The sequence below is a fragment of the Pseudomonas azotoformans genome, from assembly GCF_001579805.1.
Classification (GTDB): domain Bacteria; phylum Pseudomonadota; class Gammaproteobacteria; order Pseudomonadales; family Pseudomonadaceae; genus Aquipseudomonas; species Aquipseudomonas azotoformans_A.
This window is the reverse complement of the sequence record NZ_CP014546.1, coordinates 1,650,871-1,667,056: the sequence shown is the minus strand read 5'-3', so window position 1 is coordinate 1,667,056 and position 16,186 is coordinate 1,650,871. Positions and strand designations below refer to the sequence as shown.

The 16,186-nt window shown below is 60.1% G+C and carries 16 protein-coding genes and 1 pseudogene; 4 read left to right on the top strand and 13 right to left on the bottom strand.

The window, feature by feature from the left end:
- The first annotated feature begins 231 nt into the window (after window positions 1-231).
- On the top strand, window positions 232-510 hold the full coding sequence (locus AYR47_RS07780) for a hypothetical protein (RefSeq protein ID WP_033900182.1): 279 nt from the start codon (window positions 232-234) through the stop codon (window positions 508-510).
- The gene (locus tag AYR47_RS31915) at window positions 507-800 is read left to right on the top strand and encodes a type II toxin-antitoxin system RelE/ParE family toxin (protein WP_082461616.1); all 294 of its coding nucleotides are present in this window, start codon (window positions 507-509) and stop codon (window positions 798-800) included. Before AYR47_RS07780 ends, AYR47_RS31915 begins: the two co-directional genes overlap by 4 nt.
- Before the next feature lie 4 nt (window positions 801-804).
- On the opposite strand, the gene AYR47_RS32515 is transcribed toward AYR47_RS31915, so the two are convergent.
- The 6 genes from AYR47_RS32515 to AYR47_RS07765 form a co-directional block, all read right to left on the bottom strand.
- On the bottom strand, window positions 805-957 hold the full coding sequence (locus tag AYR47_RS32515) for a hypothetical protein (protein ID WP_156487783.1): 153 nt from the start codon (window positions 955-957) through the stop codon (window positions 805-807).
- 28 nt (window positions 958-985) lie between these two features.
- The gene (locus AYR47_RS31910; protein WP_033900118.1) at window positions 986-1,402 is read right to left on the bottom strand and encodes a hypothetical protein; all 417 of its coding nucleotides are present in this window, start codon (window positions 1,400-1,402) and stop codon (window positions 986-988) included.
- A complete protein-coding gene (locus AYR47_RS32510; RefSeq protein ID WP_156487782.1) occupies window positions 1,399-2,073 on the bottom strand; it encodes a hypothetical protein in 675 nt (224 codons plus the stop codon). Before AYR47_RS32510 ends, AYR47_RS31910 begins: the two co-directional genes overlap by 4 nt.
- Before the next feature lie 127 nt (window positions 2,074-2,200).
- Window positions 2,201-3,673 carry a Fic family protein gene (locus AYR47_RS07775; protein ID WP_061434799.1) on the bottom strand — a complete coding sequence of 491 codons (1,473 nt, stop codon included), beginning with the start codon at window positions 3,671-3,673 and terminating at the stop codon, window positions 2,201-2,203.
- 101 nt (window positions 3,674-3,774) lie between these two features.
- A complete protein-coding gene (locus tag AYR47_RS07770) occupies window positions 3,775-4,020 on the bottom strand; it encodes a DUF2789 domain-containing protein (RefSeq protein ID WP_033900115.1) in 246 nt (81 codons plus the stop codon).
- Window positions 4,021-4,053: 33 nt separating this feature from the next.
- Window positions 4,054-5,658: a glycosyltransferase family 39 protein gene (locus AYR47_RS07765; protein WP_061434798.1), complete on the bottom strand. Its 1,605-nt coding sequence runs from the start codon at window positions 5,656-5,658 to the stop codon at window positions 4,054-4,056.
- A gap of 161 nt (window positions 5,659-5,819) precedes the next feature.
- Between AYR47_RS07765 and AYR47_RS07760 the strand changes: the two genes are divergently transcribed.
- Together AYR47_RS07760 and AYR47_RS07755 are read left to right on the top strand one after the other, a co-directional pair.
- Window positions 5,820-7,988, top strand: coding sequence for a hypothetical protein (locus AYR47_RS07760; RefSeq protein ID WP_061434797.1), 2,169 nt, complete (start codon window positions 5,820-5,822; stop codon window positions 7,986-7,988).
- Window positions 7,985-8,689, top strand: a complete 705-nt coding sequence (locus AYR47_RS07755) for a DUF3142 domain-containing protein (protein ID WP_061434796.1) — start codon at window positions 7,985-7,987, stop codon at window positions 8,687-8,689. The genes AYR47_RS07760 and AYR47_RS07755 overlap by 4 nt, the downstream gene beginning before the upstream one ends.
- 12 nt (window positions 8,690-8,701) lie before the next feature.
- On the opposite strand, the gene AYR47_RS07750 is transcribed toward AYR47_RS07755, so the two are convergent.
- From AYR47_RS07750 to AYR47_RS07725, 7 genes and pseudogenes are all read right to left on the bottom strand, one after another.
- Window positions 8,702-9,265: a hypothetical protein gene (locus AYR47_RS07750; RefSeq protein ID WP_061434795.1), complete on the bottom strand. Its 564-nt coding sequence runs from the start codon at window positions 9,263-9,265 to the stop codon at window positions 8,702-8,704.
- A gap of 221 nt (window positions 9,266-9,486) precedes the next feature.
- The gene (locus tag AYR47_RS07745; protein WP_061449409.1) at window positions 9,487-10,929 is read right to left on the bottom strand and encodes an efflux transporter outer membrane subunit; all 1,443 of its coding nucleotides are present in this window, start codon (window positions 10,927-10,929) and stop codon (window positions 9,487-9,489) included.
- A pseudogene (locus AYR47_RS31900) lies at window positions 10,926-11,985 on the bottom strand (HlyD family secretion protein). Before AYR47_RS31900 ends, AYR47_RS07745 begins: the two are co-directional and overlap by 4 nt.
- A 15-nt stretch (window positions 11,986-12,000) precedes the next feature.
- A complete protein-coding gene (locus tag AYR47_RS07740) occupies window positions 12,001-13,536 on the bottom strand; it encodes an MFS transporter (protein ID WP_061434793.1) in 1,536 nt (511 codons plus the stop codon).
- Between the two features lie 102 nt (window positions 13,537-13,638).
- Window positions 13,639-14,559 carry a LysR family transcriptional regulator gene (locus AYR47_RS07735; protein WP_061434791.1) on the bottom strand — a complete coding sequence of 307 codons (921 nt, stop codon included), beginning with the start codon at window positions 14,557-14,559 and terminating at the stop codon, window positions 13,639-13,641.
- A 52-nt stretch (window positions 14,560-14,611) separates the two neighbouring features.
- Window positions 14,612-15,238 (bottom strand): TonB family protein, encoded by a 627-nt coding sequence (locus tag AYR47_RS07730; protein ID WP_061434789.1) that lies wholly within the window; start codon window positions 15,236-15,238, stop codon window positions 14,612-14,614.
- Window positions 15,239-15,337: 99 nt separating this feature from the next.
- Window positions 15,338-16,186 carry an ABC transporter permease gene (locus tag AYR47_RS07725; protein ID WP_061434787.1) on the bottom strand — a complete coding sequence of 283 codons (849 nt, stop codon included), beginning with the start codon at window positions 16,184-16,186 and terminating at the stop codon, window positions 15,338-15,340.

The following is a 16,186-nucleotide window of genomic DNA, read 5'->3' as shown; positions in this document are numbered from 1 at the left end:
ATATGGTGGATGGATCCAAATGCGTCAAGTTTTGAAACAATTTAGCGGATGGGTGGTGGGGGGTTGGGGTAAGTAAAGCGGGTTTGGGCGCGGGTGCCGGATTTTGATGAGAAGCGACGAGGGTGCAATCGGCCGAATTGCTCTAAACCGTTAGTCGCCTCCTGCCTGACCTCACTTCTATTGGTAATTACGATGTATATACTTTGTACATACCATTTCGAGACCTCAACTGTGACCAAATTAGCCGTCTTCACTATGAAACTGGAATCAGAGTTGCGCGACCAATTCATGGCAGAGTGCGAAGCCTCGCATCGCCCGGCGTCGCAAATCGTGCGGGAAATGATGCGTCAGTTTGTGCAGTCTCAACAGGAGACACGGGAATATGACGAATTCTTACAACGCAAAGTAGATGCCTCGCGCGCGTCCATTCGGGCAGGCCGAGAGATTTCCAACGAAGACCTGGAGGCCGAATTTGCAGCGAGGCGCGCTCAAGTAGATAACCTTGAATGAGGGTTACCTGGACGCCCGAGGCCGGGCAGGATCGTCGAGAAATCTGGGATTTTCTATTCGATAAAAACCCGCAGGCCGCTGCCGACATGGACCGGCGTTTTAGCATCGCAGCAGCTGGCTTGGCCCAAAACCCGGAAATAGGCCCCTCAGGTCGAATCTCTGGAACGCGCGAGGTCATTCCCCATCCGAGTTACCGGCTCGCTTATCAACTTGAGCCAAACGTGGTGAGGATTGTGGCTCTGGTGCATACCGCTCGCCAGTGGCCTCCAGAAAGTGGCGTACCCCATTGATGCCTCAAGCGAACGGAGGCTGATTGGCGAACGCCATCACCTCTTTCATCAGTTCCTGACAGAGCGCCGCAGCAGGTGGTACATGGCTGACACCCGTTTCTTGGAGGTAAGCCCATTGGATGGCGCGATCCATCATTTCTGGAGGCAGGGTTACCATGAAAGATCTGGCGCGACAGACAAAAGCATCACCTTTTTCTGCTCCATCGCCACACGCTCCAGACTTTTAGAATCTCCGAAGCGCCGATCAAGCCAGCCATTAACGGCAGGCTGTAATGCGGGGCGATTCGAGCGCCTACTAACAGTAGTGAAACGGACGGAATAACAAGCACAAGCCGTAAAGGCGTTTGGAAAAAGACAAGCCACCAGACTGATCTTTTTTGAAAAAAAAACATCGCGCACGATGCAAATATTGACACGTGTAAAATTAACGCCAACACAAACATATACAGTTGCACAACACTATGCTCCTGCAAAACAGTTGACGCGTTTACTACGTCAGTCAAATACGGGATTCTGTTATTTAAAAAACTATTGATTGAGTACCAAATGAGATAAATCGCATCCATCGCTCCCCACAACAGCCAAATTCTACGACGGCTCATTTTGTTCCACCCTTTATCTCATACGCCTCATCCTGCGTAACTGGCTGCCAGTGCCACGATTTCCCCCCAACCTGCCACTTGTCCTCTCCTTCCAGAAACCGTTGCGGGGTATGCCGCAGCTCGCCATATCGACGGATAGCAGAATCCGCGATGCGGTGCTCCTCGAAATCATTAAGTGGTACCCATTGCTGAATGAGTGTTCTGGTCGTGTTTGCTAAATCTTTACCGTCAGAACCAAATACTCGACCTTGATCTCCCATAGACCCTAATCGATTGGCGGCTATAATCGCGGTGTTTTTCACTCCGTCATAATCGATGCTAAAAAATGCCCATTTTCCTGGCCCTGCCGCCGCCTCGCTCTCAGGCTGGCGAGGAGAGAATCCGATAGGGATACATCGCCTGGCACCTGCGTCATTTAAAGCACCCACCCGCTCTGAAATAAGCAGCCACTCTCCACTTTTAATTTTCTCAAGTATTCCTTTTCGCTCATTCCTCGCTACACACGAACTCAAACGTACACCACATTCACGGATGAGTTCAGACAAACCGAATAAATGGGCAGTAGAGGAAAGTTGAGACTCAACAATTGATGTCGCAAAAAAAGGACTTATAGGTTCAATTGTCGAGGGATCAAAATTTTGTAGTTGTCTACGCGGAATTAGTTTTTGCATGTCGCATCTCTTGTCAATAGGAGGTCCTCCCTTTGATAAGAAAAAACGCCTGCTGCGACCATAGTCCGCGTCCTATAAAGAAATAGGACATTTCCCATATTCTCCACAAAATTTCAGGATCGCCCTATTACTCCCCGATTAACCTCAGGGTCTCCTCCTCGATAAACTCAAACACCTCCTCCGCCACGCTGTACTGAAACTGCTTGCGCCGATGCTTCGAAACCTTGCCCTCGTTGTCCAGGCACATCATCACCAGCTTCGACAGATCACTGCCGCGCACGTCATAACGCTGGTTCACGGCCTTGATCACGCGGTCGTAGCGGTCGAGGAATTCGGTTTCTTCACGCAGTTCCACTTCCAATGCGCGTCGAGCCATTTGCAGGGTGAATTCGACACAGCGGGTGGCGTCCCAGTAGCGGTAAATCGACGGGTGGCCGATGAACTCGAAGGCCATTTCATCGCCATCCAGCCAAGTCACGCTCCAGAATTCCCGCCTGGGTTGGGAGAACGACTTGAGCGCCTCCAGATAGGCCGCCTCTTCGTGCTTCATCGCAACGGAAACAGGCAACAACAGCCCGTTCTCCAGCGCGCCGTAGTGGCAGAGTGTTTGGTGGATCAGGAAGCGAGACAGGCGCCCATTACCGTCCATGAACGGATGCAGGAACACAAAGCCGAAAGCAGTGACGGCAGCCGCCACCAATGGATCAACCTCTCTCACAGGCTGGTTGGCGAACGCCATCAATTCTTCCATCAGGTCCTGACAGAGCGCCGCAGCAGGTGGTACATAGCTGACACCCGCTGCACCACGCAGGCCGTTGTGCAGGTGGTTTTGTTCATGGCGGAATGCGACGGCTTTGTCGAACGGGTTGGAGACGGTGCTGTTTTGCAGCTCGACCAAGTAGTCCTCTGTCAGCAGCCGCCCTTCGTGGGCCTGGCGTAAAAGCTGGACAAAGCGTCGGGATTTTTCTTCGCTGGGTTGTTCTTTTTCGATGGCGAACGAATCGCGGGTTTCGTGGAGATAGGCCCACTGGATCGCGCGGTCCATCATTTCGGGTGGGAGCATGGCCATGAAGGATTTGGCGCGACCCAACACATCAAGCGCCAACAACGCCTCTAACTCAGGCGTTCTCTCCACAGTCGCGCAGTAATGCAGAGAGCCCAGGCCATTAAAATCAATTCGCCAACGACTGTTGCGGATGCTTGGGCCAGTCACATAGCGCTCGGGATCAAACAAGGCAACAACACGCCCCCGAACAGGTAGTGCGTAATCAAGCGCTCGCCCGGTAAATCCTTCCCACAAATAGCAGGCTTTACGGATAAAGGCGCCATGGGGGGACTCCGCCAAACCGGCCAAAAATTGCTCCGGACCAAGACGTTCAAAAACCTGGGCAAGTATGGCGAGATTCACACCCTCATGCTTGAGTGCGAACAGCACGTGCTCAAACAGGGCATGTTGCGCAGGTGCGACGGCATGCGGAACCGCCAGGCAGTTGCCGATCAAGGTGATTCTGGTCACGGGTTTAATCATCGCGACGCGCTGAAGCGGGATGACCTTTAAATCCAGCGATTCGCAGAGATAGGCATATCCGACTGTCGCCAAGGTGAGCTTCCCCAGAAAAAATTCACTTGAGCGATTAAAGCCCAGTTTTTTTTACCTCTCACCATTTTTTTTTACATTATCGTGTTTCAGCAAAGTTTTTTTTACACCCCTCGCCCACCCCGCAACATCAAATTCAACTCATCCACCACCTCAGCCCAATCCGCATCCTCCAGAATCTCCTCGCGTAAAAACGCCTTCTGGCTGTCCGTCCAGAAAAACGCATCCGCCAGTTTCAGCTCCGGCTTGAGCGGCGAGTGAACCGCCACAAACTTCTCGATACTCACCGGGTCATCCGGCAAACCCAGCTGTTTGAACAATGACGGCAAGCTATGCACGGGCGATTCCATGGCAGGCTCCTGATAGAAAAGTGTCAACCCAGTCTAGCGGCAGCCCTCGGGTTGTGCCGACGGTACGTTGCACAGCACGAACAACCGCGCCCGCGCGCCGCCGCCATCCTGGCGACTGAGTTCGCGCCAGCCTTCGGGCAGCGGGGCGAAGTCGTCGGGGGCTTCGTTGCTGCTGATCAGCCATACACGGAGGGTCTCTGCGGGCAATGCCGACAGGTGGTCGAGGTAGATGCGCCCGCCGTCCTGGTCCACCAACGTGCCAAAGCCATAGGCATTCGGCCGGGTGGGCGTGCCGTCGGGTTTGGGCGGAGTGTAGAGCTGCAACTGGGCGTCAGTCTGGTCGTAATACACGTAGCTGAGGTACCACATCATGTCGCTGAGGACGATGCGGTCGTCTTCCTGGTAATTGCGGTTGACGAACTCCACCGGCACGTTGAACTGGTCGTGTTCGTCCACGGTGAAATTGTTTTTCAACCCCACCAGTTCCACGCCGACAAACAGCACGAACAGCGCCGCCCCCAGCAGTGAAAACCGCGATGGCAGACGATCGATGGCCATCGCCAGCAGGATCGGCAAACCCAGGGCATACACCGTCAGGTAACGTTCGATAAACACCGGGGAAATAAATGACACCCCGTAGACCAACAGCAGTGGCAACAGGAAAAACAGCGCCAACAGGCTGGCCGGCCGATAGCGCTCACGGTCACGCCAAGCGGTGGCAAACACGACAGCCACCAGTAGCAACGGGAACAGCCAGAACAGCGGCGACCAGAAACCAACGCCTTCGTCTTGAAGCACAAACTGCCACATCATCGACGGCAGGGAGAACAGGCTGACCGGCTCTTCCCAGCCAATATCACCGCCCACCTTGAGCTGTTCGACATGCTGCACCAGGTCCAGCAGGTTCGGCAGCCACGGCAGGTACAGCAACACAATCGCGGCGTTGGCCACCCACCAGGCCGGGCGTGTGATCAGCCGCTGGTCACGCGGCATCGTGCCAGCCAGCACACTCAGATAGGCCCAGTGCACCAACACGCACAGTGCAGTGAAATAATGGGTGTAGAAACCGGCCGTCATCAAGACGACATACGCCGCCAGATACCGCGTGCGCTCGGGTTGGCGAACCCAGTACACCAGCGCCAGCGTGGCGCCCAGCAACCACACGCCCAGCAGCGAATACATGCGCACTTCCTGGCTGTAGCGCACCGCCGTCGGCAACAGCGCCAGCAGGATCCCCGCCAGCACCGCCGCACGGCGGGTGGACAGTTGCCGCGTGAGCCAGATGCCCAGACCCACGGCCACCACGCCGGGAATGGCACTCATGCCGCGAATCGACCAGATGCTGTCGCCGAACAATTCGATCCAGCCGCGCAGCAGGAAAAAATACAGCGGCGGGTGCACGTCGTGCGCCGCGTGGAACCACAGGTCGCCCAAGGCATATTCGCTGAGCAGCAGGCTAGAGCCCTCGTCGCCCCAAATCGCCGCCGACGTAAGGTTGTAAAACCGCAGGGCCATGGCCAGCGCCAGGATCGGCACCCACCAGAGACGACTGATCCAGCCGGCACCTTCCCAACTGAGGCGACTGAGTGCGGGTAACGTCCCGACTTTTTCATTTTGCGCTACCACTGAACGTCGCACCTCGACACCTCTACTACTGCCTTTTCAAAGGCAAAACATGCGCACGCGCGAACAACCGCCACTTTAGGACAAATCAGCAATTTGTGCAGGGCTTCTCCGAAGCAACCGTAGGAACACGCTATTATTGCCCCCCTCCAAGGACTCAGGATCAAGGACACGACATGCGCATCGGTTTTCTGTCACCTCTGGCACTGGCACTGCTTGCCGGCATCACCCAACAGGCCCAGGCCAGCTCTGACGACTCGTGCTACCCCGATTGGCGTGTCTCGCGTGACAGCCTCGATTCCTGCAGTAACCTGCCCTTCCTGAGCCCCGGCAACGACAGTCGCGTCAACCTGCGCCTGCTGCTGGCGGACAAAAAGACCGAACCGCTCACCCCCAACGCCCTGAGCGAAGATGATCTGTCCCAGGGCTTCGGCCTGGTGCCCTTCCCGGTCTATCGCCTGGCGCCTATTCCCGCGACAAACGATGAGCCCGACAACAAGCCGGACAACTCGCGCACCGCTGAACTCGACACGCTGCTCAAGCCCCTGGGCATCCAGCGCGACGAGTACGAGAGCGCAGGCGAAGCGTTCCTGACTGGCGAAGGCAGCCGTTGCCGCAGCAACGATGATGACAGCGCCACGGCCTTCATCAGCCAGGTGATCAAGGCCGACATGCCGGCAGCCGAGCGTGAGTTGCTGGTAAAGGCGCGCTTGCAACTGCTCAAGGCCTGTTCGTGGGAAGGCCAGGTGGTGGACGCCCAGCAGATCCAGTCCCACGACGGCCAACTGTTCCGTACCTACCTGCAAGCCGCCGCCGACTTCTACAGCGGCCGCTTCGGTGACGCTGAGCGCGGTTTTGCCGCCGCCAGCACCAGCCAGGTGCCTTGGCTGAAGGAAACCGCGCTGTACATGACCGCACGTACCTCCTTGAACCAGGCCCAGGCTGAAGCCTTTGACGAGTACGGCATGCCGCAGCTTGAGCATGTGGATAAGTCCGCCCTGAGTGATGCCGAAGAAGGCTTCCTCGGTTACCTGAAAACTTATCCACAGGGCGACTACCTGGCCTCCGCCCGTGGCCTGTTGCGTCGCGTCTACTGGTTGGCCGGTGACAACACCAAACTCGCCGAGGCCTTCGGCTGGGCGATGACCGAAGCGACTGACGCGCAGCGCAATGTGTCGCTGGATGATCTGGTGGAGGAAGCCGACCTCAAGCTGTTGATGGTCAATAGCGAGACCGTCACCACGCCGATGATCCAGTTTGTCAGTGACCTGATGGTGATGCGCGGTGGCAACCAGCCCGCCCTCTCTCGCGCCGACCTGGAAAAGCAGAAAGCGGCGTTCGCTGGCGCGCCGCAGCTGTATGACTACTTGCTCGCGGTGTCTGCGCTGTATACCGAGCATCAGCCGGACGCCGCGCTGAAACAATTGCCCCAGAGCGTTCCGTCGAGCCTGAATTACTTCGCCTTCAGCCAGCAGACCCTGCGCGCCCTGGCCCTGGAAGCCAAGCAAGACTGGAAAGGCGCCGAAGCGCTCTGGCTGCAACTGCTGCCACTGGCAAAACTGCCGTTGCAACGCGACCAGCTTGAGCTGGCGTTGGCCCTGAACTACGAGCGTAGCGGCCAGTTGGCCAAGGTGTTTGCCGCCGATTCACCGATCAGCGCCAAACCGGTGCGCTACATCCTGCTGCGCAACGTCGCCGGTCCTGAATTGCTGCGCCAGCAGATCGCCGGGGCCAGCGACCCGCTGGAGCGCCAGACCGCGCAATTCGTGTTGCTCTACAAAGACCTGCTGCGCGGCCAGTACGCCACCTTCGCCGACGACCTCAAGCAACTGCCAGCCGCTGCCCCGGACGACAAACTGGGCACCAGCCTGGGTTATGTCTACAGCGCCAGCCAGACCTTGAAGCTGTTCCAGTGGAACGGTGACAAAGCCGAGTCCGGCTACGCCTGCCCGAGTATTACGCAAATCGCCGCGACCTTGCAGGCCGATGCCAAGAACCCACAGGGCCTGAACTGCCTGGGTGAGTTCATCCTGCGTAACGGCCTGGACGGCATGCCGCTGGAGCAGGCACGCGCCGCCGGCAGCCTGGGCAGCAGCGCATCGGACTTCAAGGGTGAAACCTTCTCGCGCCTGGACGGCTACAAACAGGTGATCGGCAACGCCAAGGCCCCCAAGAACGACAAGGCCTACGCCCTGTTCCGCGCCATCAACTGCTACGGACCTTCGGGCTACAACAGTTGCGGCGGCGTCGACGTGCAGCCGGCCGTGCGCAAAGCCTGGTTCCGCCAGCTGAAAACCAGCTACGCCGACACCCAGTGGGGCAAATCGCTGCAGTACTACTGGTGAAGCACCTGTGGCTCGGCTTGCTGTTGCTGGCGAGTCCGGCCTTCGGCGCCGTCGACGCCCGCGACTATGACGCTTTCTGGCTGTGGAGCGGCGTCACGCCACAGCCGGTGCTCAAGCAGGCGAAAAGCCTGTACATCCTCCAGGGCCAGATCAACTCCACGCGCCGCGCGCCAGGGCGCGGCGTGCAGATGATCGCCCAAGGCATCAGCGTGCCACGCCTGACCCAGGGCGACATCTGGATCGTCTACCGCGCCCATACCCTGCGCTGGCCCGAACAGGTCTACACCCAACTGCTTGGCCAGGTACAACGCTGGCGCGATGCAGGCAATCCGGTGGTCGGCATTCAGATCGACTTCGACGCCCGCACCCAGTACCTGCACGAATACGCCGACTTCCTGCGCGGCCTGCGCCAGCGCCTGCCCGCCGACCTGCGCCTGAGCATCACCGGCCTGATGGACTGGAGCAGCAACGCCGACCCCACCGCCATCGCCCAACTCAAGGGCGTGGTGGATGAAGTGGTGGTGCAGACTTATCAGGGGCGCCACAGCATCCCGGATTACGCGGCGTATTTGCCACGGATGAACCGGTTGGGGTTGCCGTTCAAGATCGGCTTGATTCAAGGCGGGACGTGGGAGGAACCGAAGTATTTGCAAACGAGCGAGTGGTTTCGAGGGTATGTGGTGTTTTTGCAAAACCCTTGAAACGCCGTTCTCTTATCCGGCGCCCCAGACGGTAACAAGCAAGCCCCATCCCAGTAGCCCGATGCCTATTCCCAGCCAATTGGCGCGCGTCAGGCGTGCGTTTCCCTCTCCCTCGGGATCCTGCTCCAAGTGATTGATCGCGCACTGCAGCTGCAACGCCAACGCCACCTGCAACACGGCGATGCAGGCAACGACAGCCAGTGCGGCAAACGGCGACAACAGCCACAGCACGGTGAACGGCAAGCACCCTCCCACAAAGATCACCGCCGCCAGCCAGCGCGGCCACCAATGGTAGGCCGACTCGCCCTGCTCCAGTTCACGCATCACGCTGAGGATCAGCGAACAGAAGTAGCACGCCGGAAACATCACCCGAACCCAGGGCCACAGCGTCTTGCCGCTGGCTTGCTGGTGAAGCGTCCATTGCTGGTAGAGCCAGTAGGCAAAGTAGCCGCCCAGGGTCAGCAGCACCAAGACGAGGAGTTTGCGCGGGGCGACCACCAGGAATACCGGTTCGCGAACCGGCATCCAGCTCAGGCGGGAACGTGGTGTGGCATAGGGATCTTCAGCGACAGACATAGGCCGTATCTCGCGAGGGTGGCCAGCCAAAAGCTAACGCTCGCGAGACGTTTAAAGTTCACACCCGACTCAATCAGGACGTGTCCTACAACCGACTGCCTACCAGTCGTAGGTCAGGCTCGACACCACCGTACGCCCTTCGCCGTAGTAGCAATCCAGGTCACTGGTGCACTGCGACACATAGGTCTTGTTGGTGAGGTTCTACACGCCCACCACCCGTTTCACGCCTTGATTTTCAGCGGGTACACCGATTCCCAGCCGCCGCCCAACGCTTTGTACAAGCCGACCATCGCCAGCGACACGCCCGTCGAGCTTTCCACCCACTGCTCTTGCGTGGCGAGCAGCGCGCTTTGCACGGTGAGTACGTTGACGAAATCCACCACGCCTTCAACGTACTGCTGCTGCGCGGTGCGCAGGGCAATCTGGTTCTGGCGCACGGCTTCGGCAAGGCTGTCGCGGCGCAGTTGGCTGGCGTTGTAGCGGGTCAGTTGGTCATCGATTTCATGCCAAGCGCGCAACACGGTTTGTTGGTACGCCAGCGCCGCTTCCTGTTGCTGGGCTTCACGCAGGCTCAACATGCCTTGCAGGCGCCCGCCATTGAACAGCGGCAAGCTGAACTGCGGGCCGAAGGCAAAAGCGCGAGATCCCCAGGAGCCAAAATCCGACAGTTGCATGGCCTGGGAGCCGAGGCTGCCGGACAAGGTAATGCGTGGGTAGAAATCGCCCTTGGCCACACCGATACTCGCAGTGGCGGCATGCAAATGCGCCTCGGCCTGGCGGATATCCGGGCGGCGTTCGGCCAGCTCCGACGGCAGACCAATCGCGACCTGGCGCTGGGTTTGCGGCACGGCGGCGTCCTTGGACAACTGCGCGTGCAGCGCTTGTGGCGGCTCGCCCATCAACAGACTGAGGGCGTTGATGAGCTGGTCCTGACGCTGTTGCAGATCCGGCAGGCGCGCCTCGATGGCGGCGACTTGAGCGGCGGCTTCGGCAACGTCCAGGTCCGTCGCCACACCGTCCGCCAAGCGCAACTGCGACAGCTTGAGGCTGTGGCGGGCGACATCAAGGTTTTGCTCGGTGACGGCGCGGGTGTTTTGCACGCCGCGCAGTTGGATGTAGTCCTGGGCGGTCTCGGCCAACACTGACAACAGCACCGCGCGACGATCGTTTTCGGCCACTTGCAGGGTGGCGTCGGCGGCTTCGGTTTCGCGTTTGACGCGGCCCCAGAAGTCCAGCTCCCAGGAGGCCGAGAAGCCCATGTCCCACTGGTTGAACGCCGAACGGCCATTGTTGCCGGACGGGTCGCTCAAGCCTTTGCCGCTGTTGCGTTGTCGCAGGTAATCACCGTTGGCATTGACGTTCGGATAACGCTCGGCGGTGGTCACCTGGCGTACCGCGCGGCTTTGTTGCAGACGGCTGCTGGCGAGTTTCAGGTCGAGGTTATCGGTGAGCGCGCGGCGTGTAAGCGCCGAGAGTTGCGCGTCCTGGAACACATCCCACCAGCGTTCCTGCAACGGATCACTGACCGCACGGCTGGCCGCCTGGCGGCCCTGGGGCTCGCTCCATTGGGTCACTTGCGGGTTCTGGGGCGTGTGGAAGTCCGGACCGACCGTGCAGGCGCTCAGGCTGATGAGGCTCAAGGTGAGCCAGGCCACTCGTTTCATTGCTGAGCCACCTCGCGCTGCTGCGCGGGCCGGCGAGGTGTCGACGCTGGCTTCCACCGACATGCCGACCCGCAGACGCTCAATGTGCGCCTGGTTGGGTTCGAGGACGATCTTCACCGGAATGCGTTGCACCACCTTGGTGAAGTTACCGGTGGCGTTGTCCGGCTTGACCGAGGCAAACGTCACGCCCGTCGCGGGCGCGAGGCTCTCCAGATGGCCGTTGAGCAATTCACCGTCGAGGCTGTCGACACGCACCTGCACGGCTTGGCCGGCATGCATATGGGAGAGCTGGGTTTCCTGGAAGTTGGCGACTACGTAAGCCTCTTCCAGCGGCACGACCGCGAGGATCTTGCTGCCCGGCGTCACATAGGCGCCCACCCGCACTGCACGCTCGCCGACCATGCCATCCACCGGCGCGACGATGCGCGTGTACGACAGTTGAAAACTGGCCAGTTCCAGCGCGGCTTGGGCGCGTTTGAGCCCACCCTCGGCGGCATCGCGCTGGGCGGTGAGGATTTCCACTTGCTTGCGTTCCGCCGCCAGCACGGCCGTGGCATTGGCCAGGCGCGCGGTGGCCTGGTCGATACGGGTCTTGGCTTGCTGAGCGTTCTGCACGGTGCCGGCGCCGACTCCGGCGAGGTGGTTGTAGCGATTGAGTTCGTGTTCGGCGAAGGCCATTTCGGCGCGATCCGCCGCGACGGTGGCCTGGGCCTGGGCAATGACCGAACTTTGCCGCTCCAGGGTCGCCGTGGCGTTTTTCAGTTGGGCCTGCGCCACCAAGGTATCGGCGTCGGCCGCCTGGGCGGCAGCGCGGAAATCGCGGTCGTCGATCAGCGCCAGCAGTTGCCCGGCCTTGACGCGCTGGTTGTCTTCCACCAGCACCTCCTTGATAAATCCGGCCACGCGCGGCGCCACCAGGGTGAAGTCAGCGGCGACGAAGGCGTCGTTGGTGGTCTGGCGCTTGCTGCCCAGCACGCCCGGCGCGACCAGGTACACCAACACGCCGACCGCAAATACGGCGATGACGGAGACGGCAATTTTGTCTTTGCGTTTCATGAACAGTCCTTTCTATCAAGTCGGTGCGCGGGGCGGAAAGATCCGCGTGGGCATCCAGAAAATCAGCAGGATCAACGCCACTGCGACCGCAGCCATGACGTAATACAGATCCGAAGAAGTCAGCACCACGGCCTGCTCGTGCAGGCGGTGCGCCAGGCCCGGCGCGTCGCCTTCAGCCAGGGGCGAGTTACCCAGGCGGTCCACCAACATGGTCGAGTGGAAGTGCAGGCGTTGGGTGGTCAGCGTGTCGATCACGCCGGTCGCAATCACGGCGGCGAGGCCCTTGATGGTGTTGAACCAGGCGGACGCGAACGGCCCGTCCATGGGCTGGATGCTGCCGGTAGAAAGCATCAGCAGCGGCAACACGGCCATCGGTTGCCCGAAAATCTGCAACAGGTACAGGCCATAGAAATCGTCGCGAATCCACTCCGAGGTCAGGTGTGCACTGCCCACGCAGCACAGCACCAACATGCTCAGTCCGATCCCCAGCACCCAACGGCAATCGACCCAGCGCAGGTTGCACAGCGCCGCCACCAGCGGCAGCGCGATCAACTGTGGGATCGCCATCAGCAGCATCACCGGCGCGGTTTGCAGCGGACGGTAACCCTGGACCTGGGCGAGGAAGCTTGATGGGATGATGATCACCGACGTCAGCACCATCAGCACGCCCGCCAGCACGATCAGGGCGAATGACAGGTTGCGCAGGCCGAGCATCTGCAATTTGAAGAACGGTATCGGCTGCGACCACTCATTCACCATGAACAGCACCAGCAATAGGCTGCCGCCACACAGCAGGAAGGTGATCAGGCCCGACTCGAACCAGTCCAGCCGATTGCCTTGCAGGATGCCGATGACCAGCATGCAGATCGCCGGGAAGCCCAGCAGCAAGCCACGCCAGTTGAACTGCTTGAAGCGCTCCAGGCGCAGCGGATCCTGCGGCAGGCCGTAGGCCACGGCGACCATGGCCAGCAGGCACGGCGCGACGATTTGCCAGAACGCCCACTGCCAGCCGACGTACTCGGTCCACAGCGCCGCCAACGGCGTGCCGAGGCTCGGGCCGAAGGTGGCCGTGAGCGCGTAGCCGGCCAAGCCGTACAGCTTGACGTTGGCCGGCAGGAAACGCAGGGCCACGGTCATCAGCATCGGCGGCAACGCGCCGCCGGCCAGGCCTTGCACGGTGCGCAGCACCAGCAGGCTTTCGTAGTTCGGCGCGAACGGACACAGGATGCCGAGCACAGTGAACAGTCCGATGGCGCACAGCGTGAAGCGACGCAGCGAAAAGGTCACCGAACACCAGGGCGCAAACGCCATGGCCGCCACGGAAGTCGCGGTGTAGGCCGCGACCAGCCAGGTGCCTTCGTCAAAACCGATGTACAGCGCACCACGGATATCCGCGAGGGCCACCTTGGTGACCATCTCGTTGAGGCCAGAGACCAGCACCGCCAGCAACACGCCGACCAGCCCGACGATGATGCGCGGGCCGAATACGGGTGGGGTCATGGCAGTGGGTTTGGCTGCGGCCGCGAGGGTGGGGGCAGCGAGGGACGTCATGAACAGGTAACTCGGAATGTTAAATACCTGAGCAGTTTAATCAGGCACACACATGACAAAAAGTTACTTGTTGGAAGGATATAAGTGCGCCAGACGCAATGATCAGACTGGCTGCGCTTCAAGCCAGGTGGCGTGGCAACTCTCGCGCATGGTCTCGCGCAGCCATTGGTGGGCAGGGTCTTTGTCGAATCGCGGGTGCCAGGATTGGGCCAAGACCAGCGTCGGCAGCGAGATCGGCAACGCGAACGAGCGCAGGGGCAGTTTCAGGCGATTGGCACTCAACAGCGCTTCCTTGGGTACCGGCAGCAGCAGGTCGGAATCGGGCAGCATGAACATCGCGCCGTGAAAGCCAGGCGCGATCATCGCCACGCGGCGCTCCAGGCCCTGGGCATTCAGCGCGGTGTCGATCGGCCCACGGGCAATGCCGCGCCGCGAGATGCTGATATGGGAATAGCTGGCGAAGCGTGCAGCGGTAATTTCTTCATCGAACAACGGGTGGTCTTCCCGCGCCAAACCGACGAAGGTGGTGGAGAACAGGTTCTGCACCTTCACTTCGGGGGTGACCGGCATGGTGTTGCTCACACGCAAATCCAGGCGGCCTTCACGCAGGGCTTCGTCGTCGGTGTCGCCCTCGGGCACGAAGCACAGCTCGCACAATGGCGCCATGCGCTCCATGGTGTCGAACAGGCGACCGCCATACACGCCGATGAAAAAGTCATTGGCGCGCACGCTGAAGCGACGGCGCAATGTACTCAAATCCACTTGGTCCGCCGAACGGAACAGCAGCGCCGCCTGTTCCACCACGTTGCGTACCTGGCCTTGCAACTGCAGGGCCTTGGGCGTCGGCACCAGGCCGCGACCGGCGCGCACCAGGATCGGGTCACCCACGGCTTCGCGGATTCGCGTAAGGGTGCGGCTCATGGCCGCCGGGCTGAGGTTCATGCGGCGCGCGGCGCCAACCACGCTGCCTTCGTCGAGCAACGCATCAAGGGCGACCAGCAGGTTCATGTCCGGTAGTTGCATGCCAAGCACTCGTGACCCGTAGAGAGTGAACTGGGCGCAATCGTAGCAGGCTTTACAGGTAGCGCTTCACGTTACGGGGCAGGTAGTCCGCGTAAGCAGCTTTGGGATGAGCCTGGCATTTGCGCACGATGTCCGACAGGGAGTTTTCCAGTTCGTCGGCACGGGCCAGTCCTTCGTTGTAGTCGCTTTTACCGCTTAACGCCGGAAACATTACCGCCACACGGGTAATGGCAAAGCTCTTCATGGCGATCAACGGACGGGCGGGATGCTCACGACGGAACTGGCTGACTTCTTCCGTCAGCGCGCTGCAGGATTGGTAGGTGGTTTGGGTGAAGGTCAGTTGAGTCGTTTCTTTCTTCGGTGGTTCGGGCGTGAAAATCATATCGTTCTGCGCGTCGAGCACCGCCGGCCGATCGGTAGTGACCGTCCACGGCTTGAAGCGCCAGAGTGTAGCCGCGGCCACGGCAGCTTCACCAAACGCCGGCTTGGTGGCGCTGAGCGCTTTGACATCACTGACCGTACCGTCGTTGTGAATATTCAAGCTGATGCGTGCATGCCCTTGGGTGAAGGTCAGGTGACTGGGATAAAGCGGCTTGGGCATGCTGACCACCTCGGGCACAAACTCCGCGAAGACCGAGGTCGACAATAGCAAGGCTGCTGCCAAGACAAAAAACCGCATCGTCGTAAATCCTTTTACCGAGTACGCCTGACGCCAAGGCGGCGTCAGATTCGGCCGGCATTATCGGGCTCACGTCGGGCAAAGAGCAATCATTCCTGTTTAGCGCTGCATCCCCCAACGCTTCACAGTAAGGCGCTCGACGGTGTCAAACACCAGGTTTTCCACCATCAGGCCGATCAGGATCACCACCGCCAGCCCGGCAAACACCTTGTCGGTATACAGCTCGTTGCGGTTCTGGAAGATGTACCACCCCAGGCCGCCCTTGCCACTGGTGGCCCCGAACACCAACTCGGCGGCGATCAACGTGCGCCAGGCAAATGCCCAGCCGATCTTGAGGCCTGCGAGGATCGACGGCAGTGCCGCCGGGATCAGGATGAACAGCACAAAACGCATGCCCTTGAGGCCATAGTTGCGCCCGGCCATGCGCAAGGTTTCGGACACGCCTAGGAACCCGGAATAGGTGTTGAGCGCCAGCGCCCACAACACCGAGTGCACCAGCACAAAGATCAGGCTGTTCTGCCCCAGGCCGAACCACAGCAGCGCCAGCGGCAACAACGCGATGGCGGGCAGCGGGTTGAACATCGAGGTCAGGGTGCTCAGCAGATCGCGGCCCAGTTGGGTCGACACCGCCAAGGTGGTCAGGGCGAACGCCAGCACGATGCCAATCAGGTAACCCTTGATCAGCACCACCAGCGAAATGCTTACCTTGCTCAGCAGTTCGCCGCTGAGCAGGCCGTCATAAAGTGCGGCCGATGTCTGCAAGAAGCTCGGCAACAGCAAGTCATTGTTCTGATAACGCGCAACCGCTTCCCAGAGGATCGCGAGCACGATCAGGATCAGGCCCTTGCGCAGCCAGCCTTGTTGCCACAGGCGTTGGCGCAGGGGCAGTTCGCGCTCCACGGGAACGCTGAGCAGTGGTTCGAGCGTGATTTCATATTCCTGGCGCAT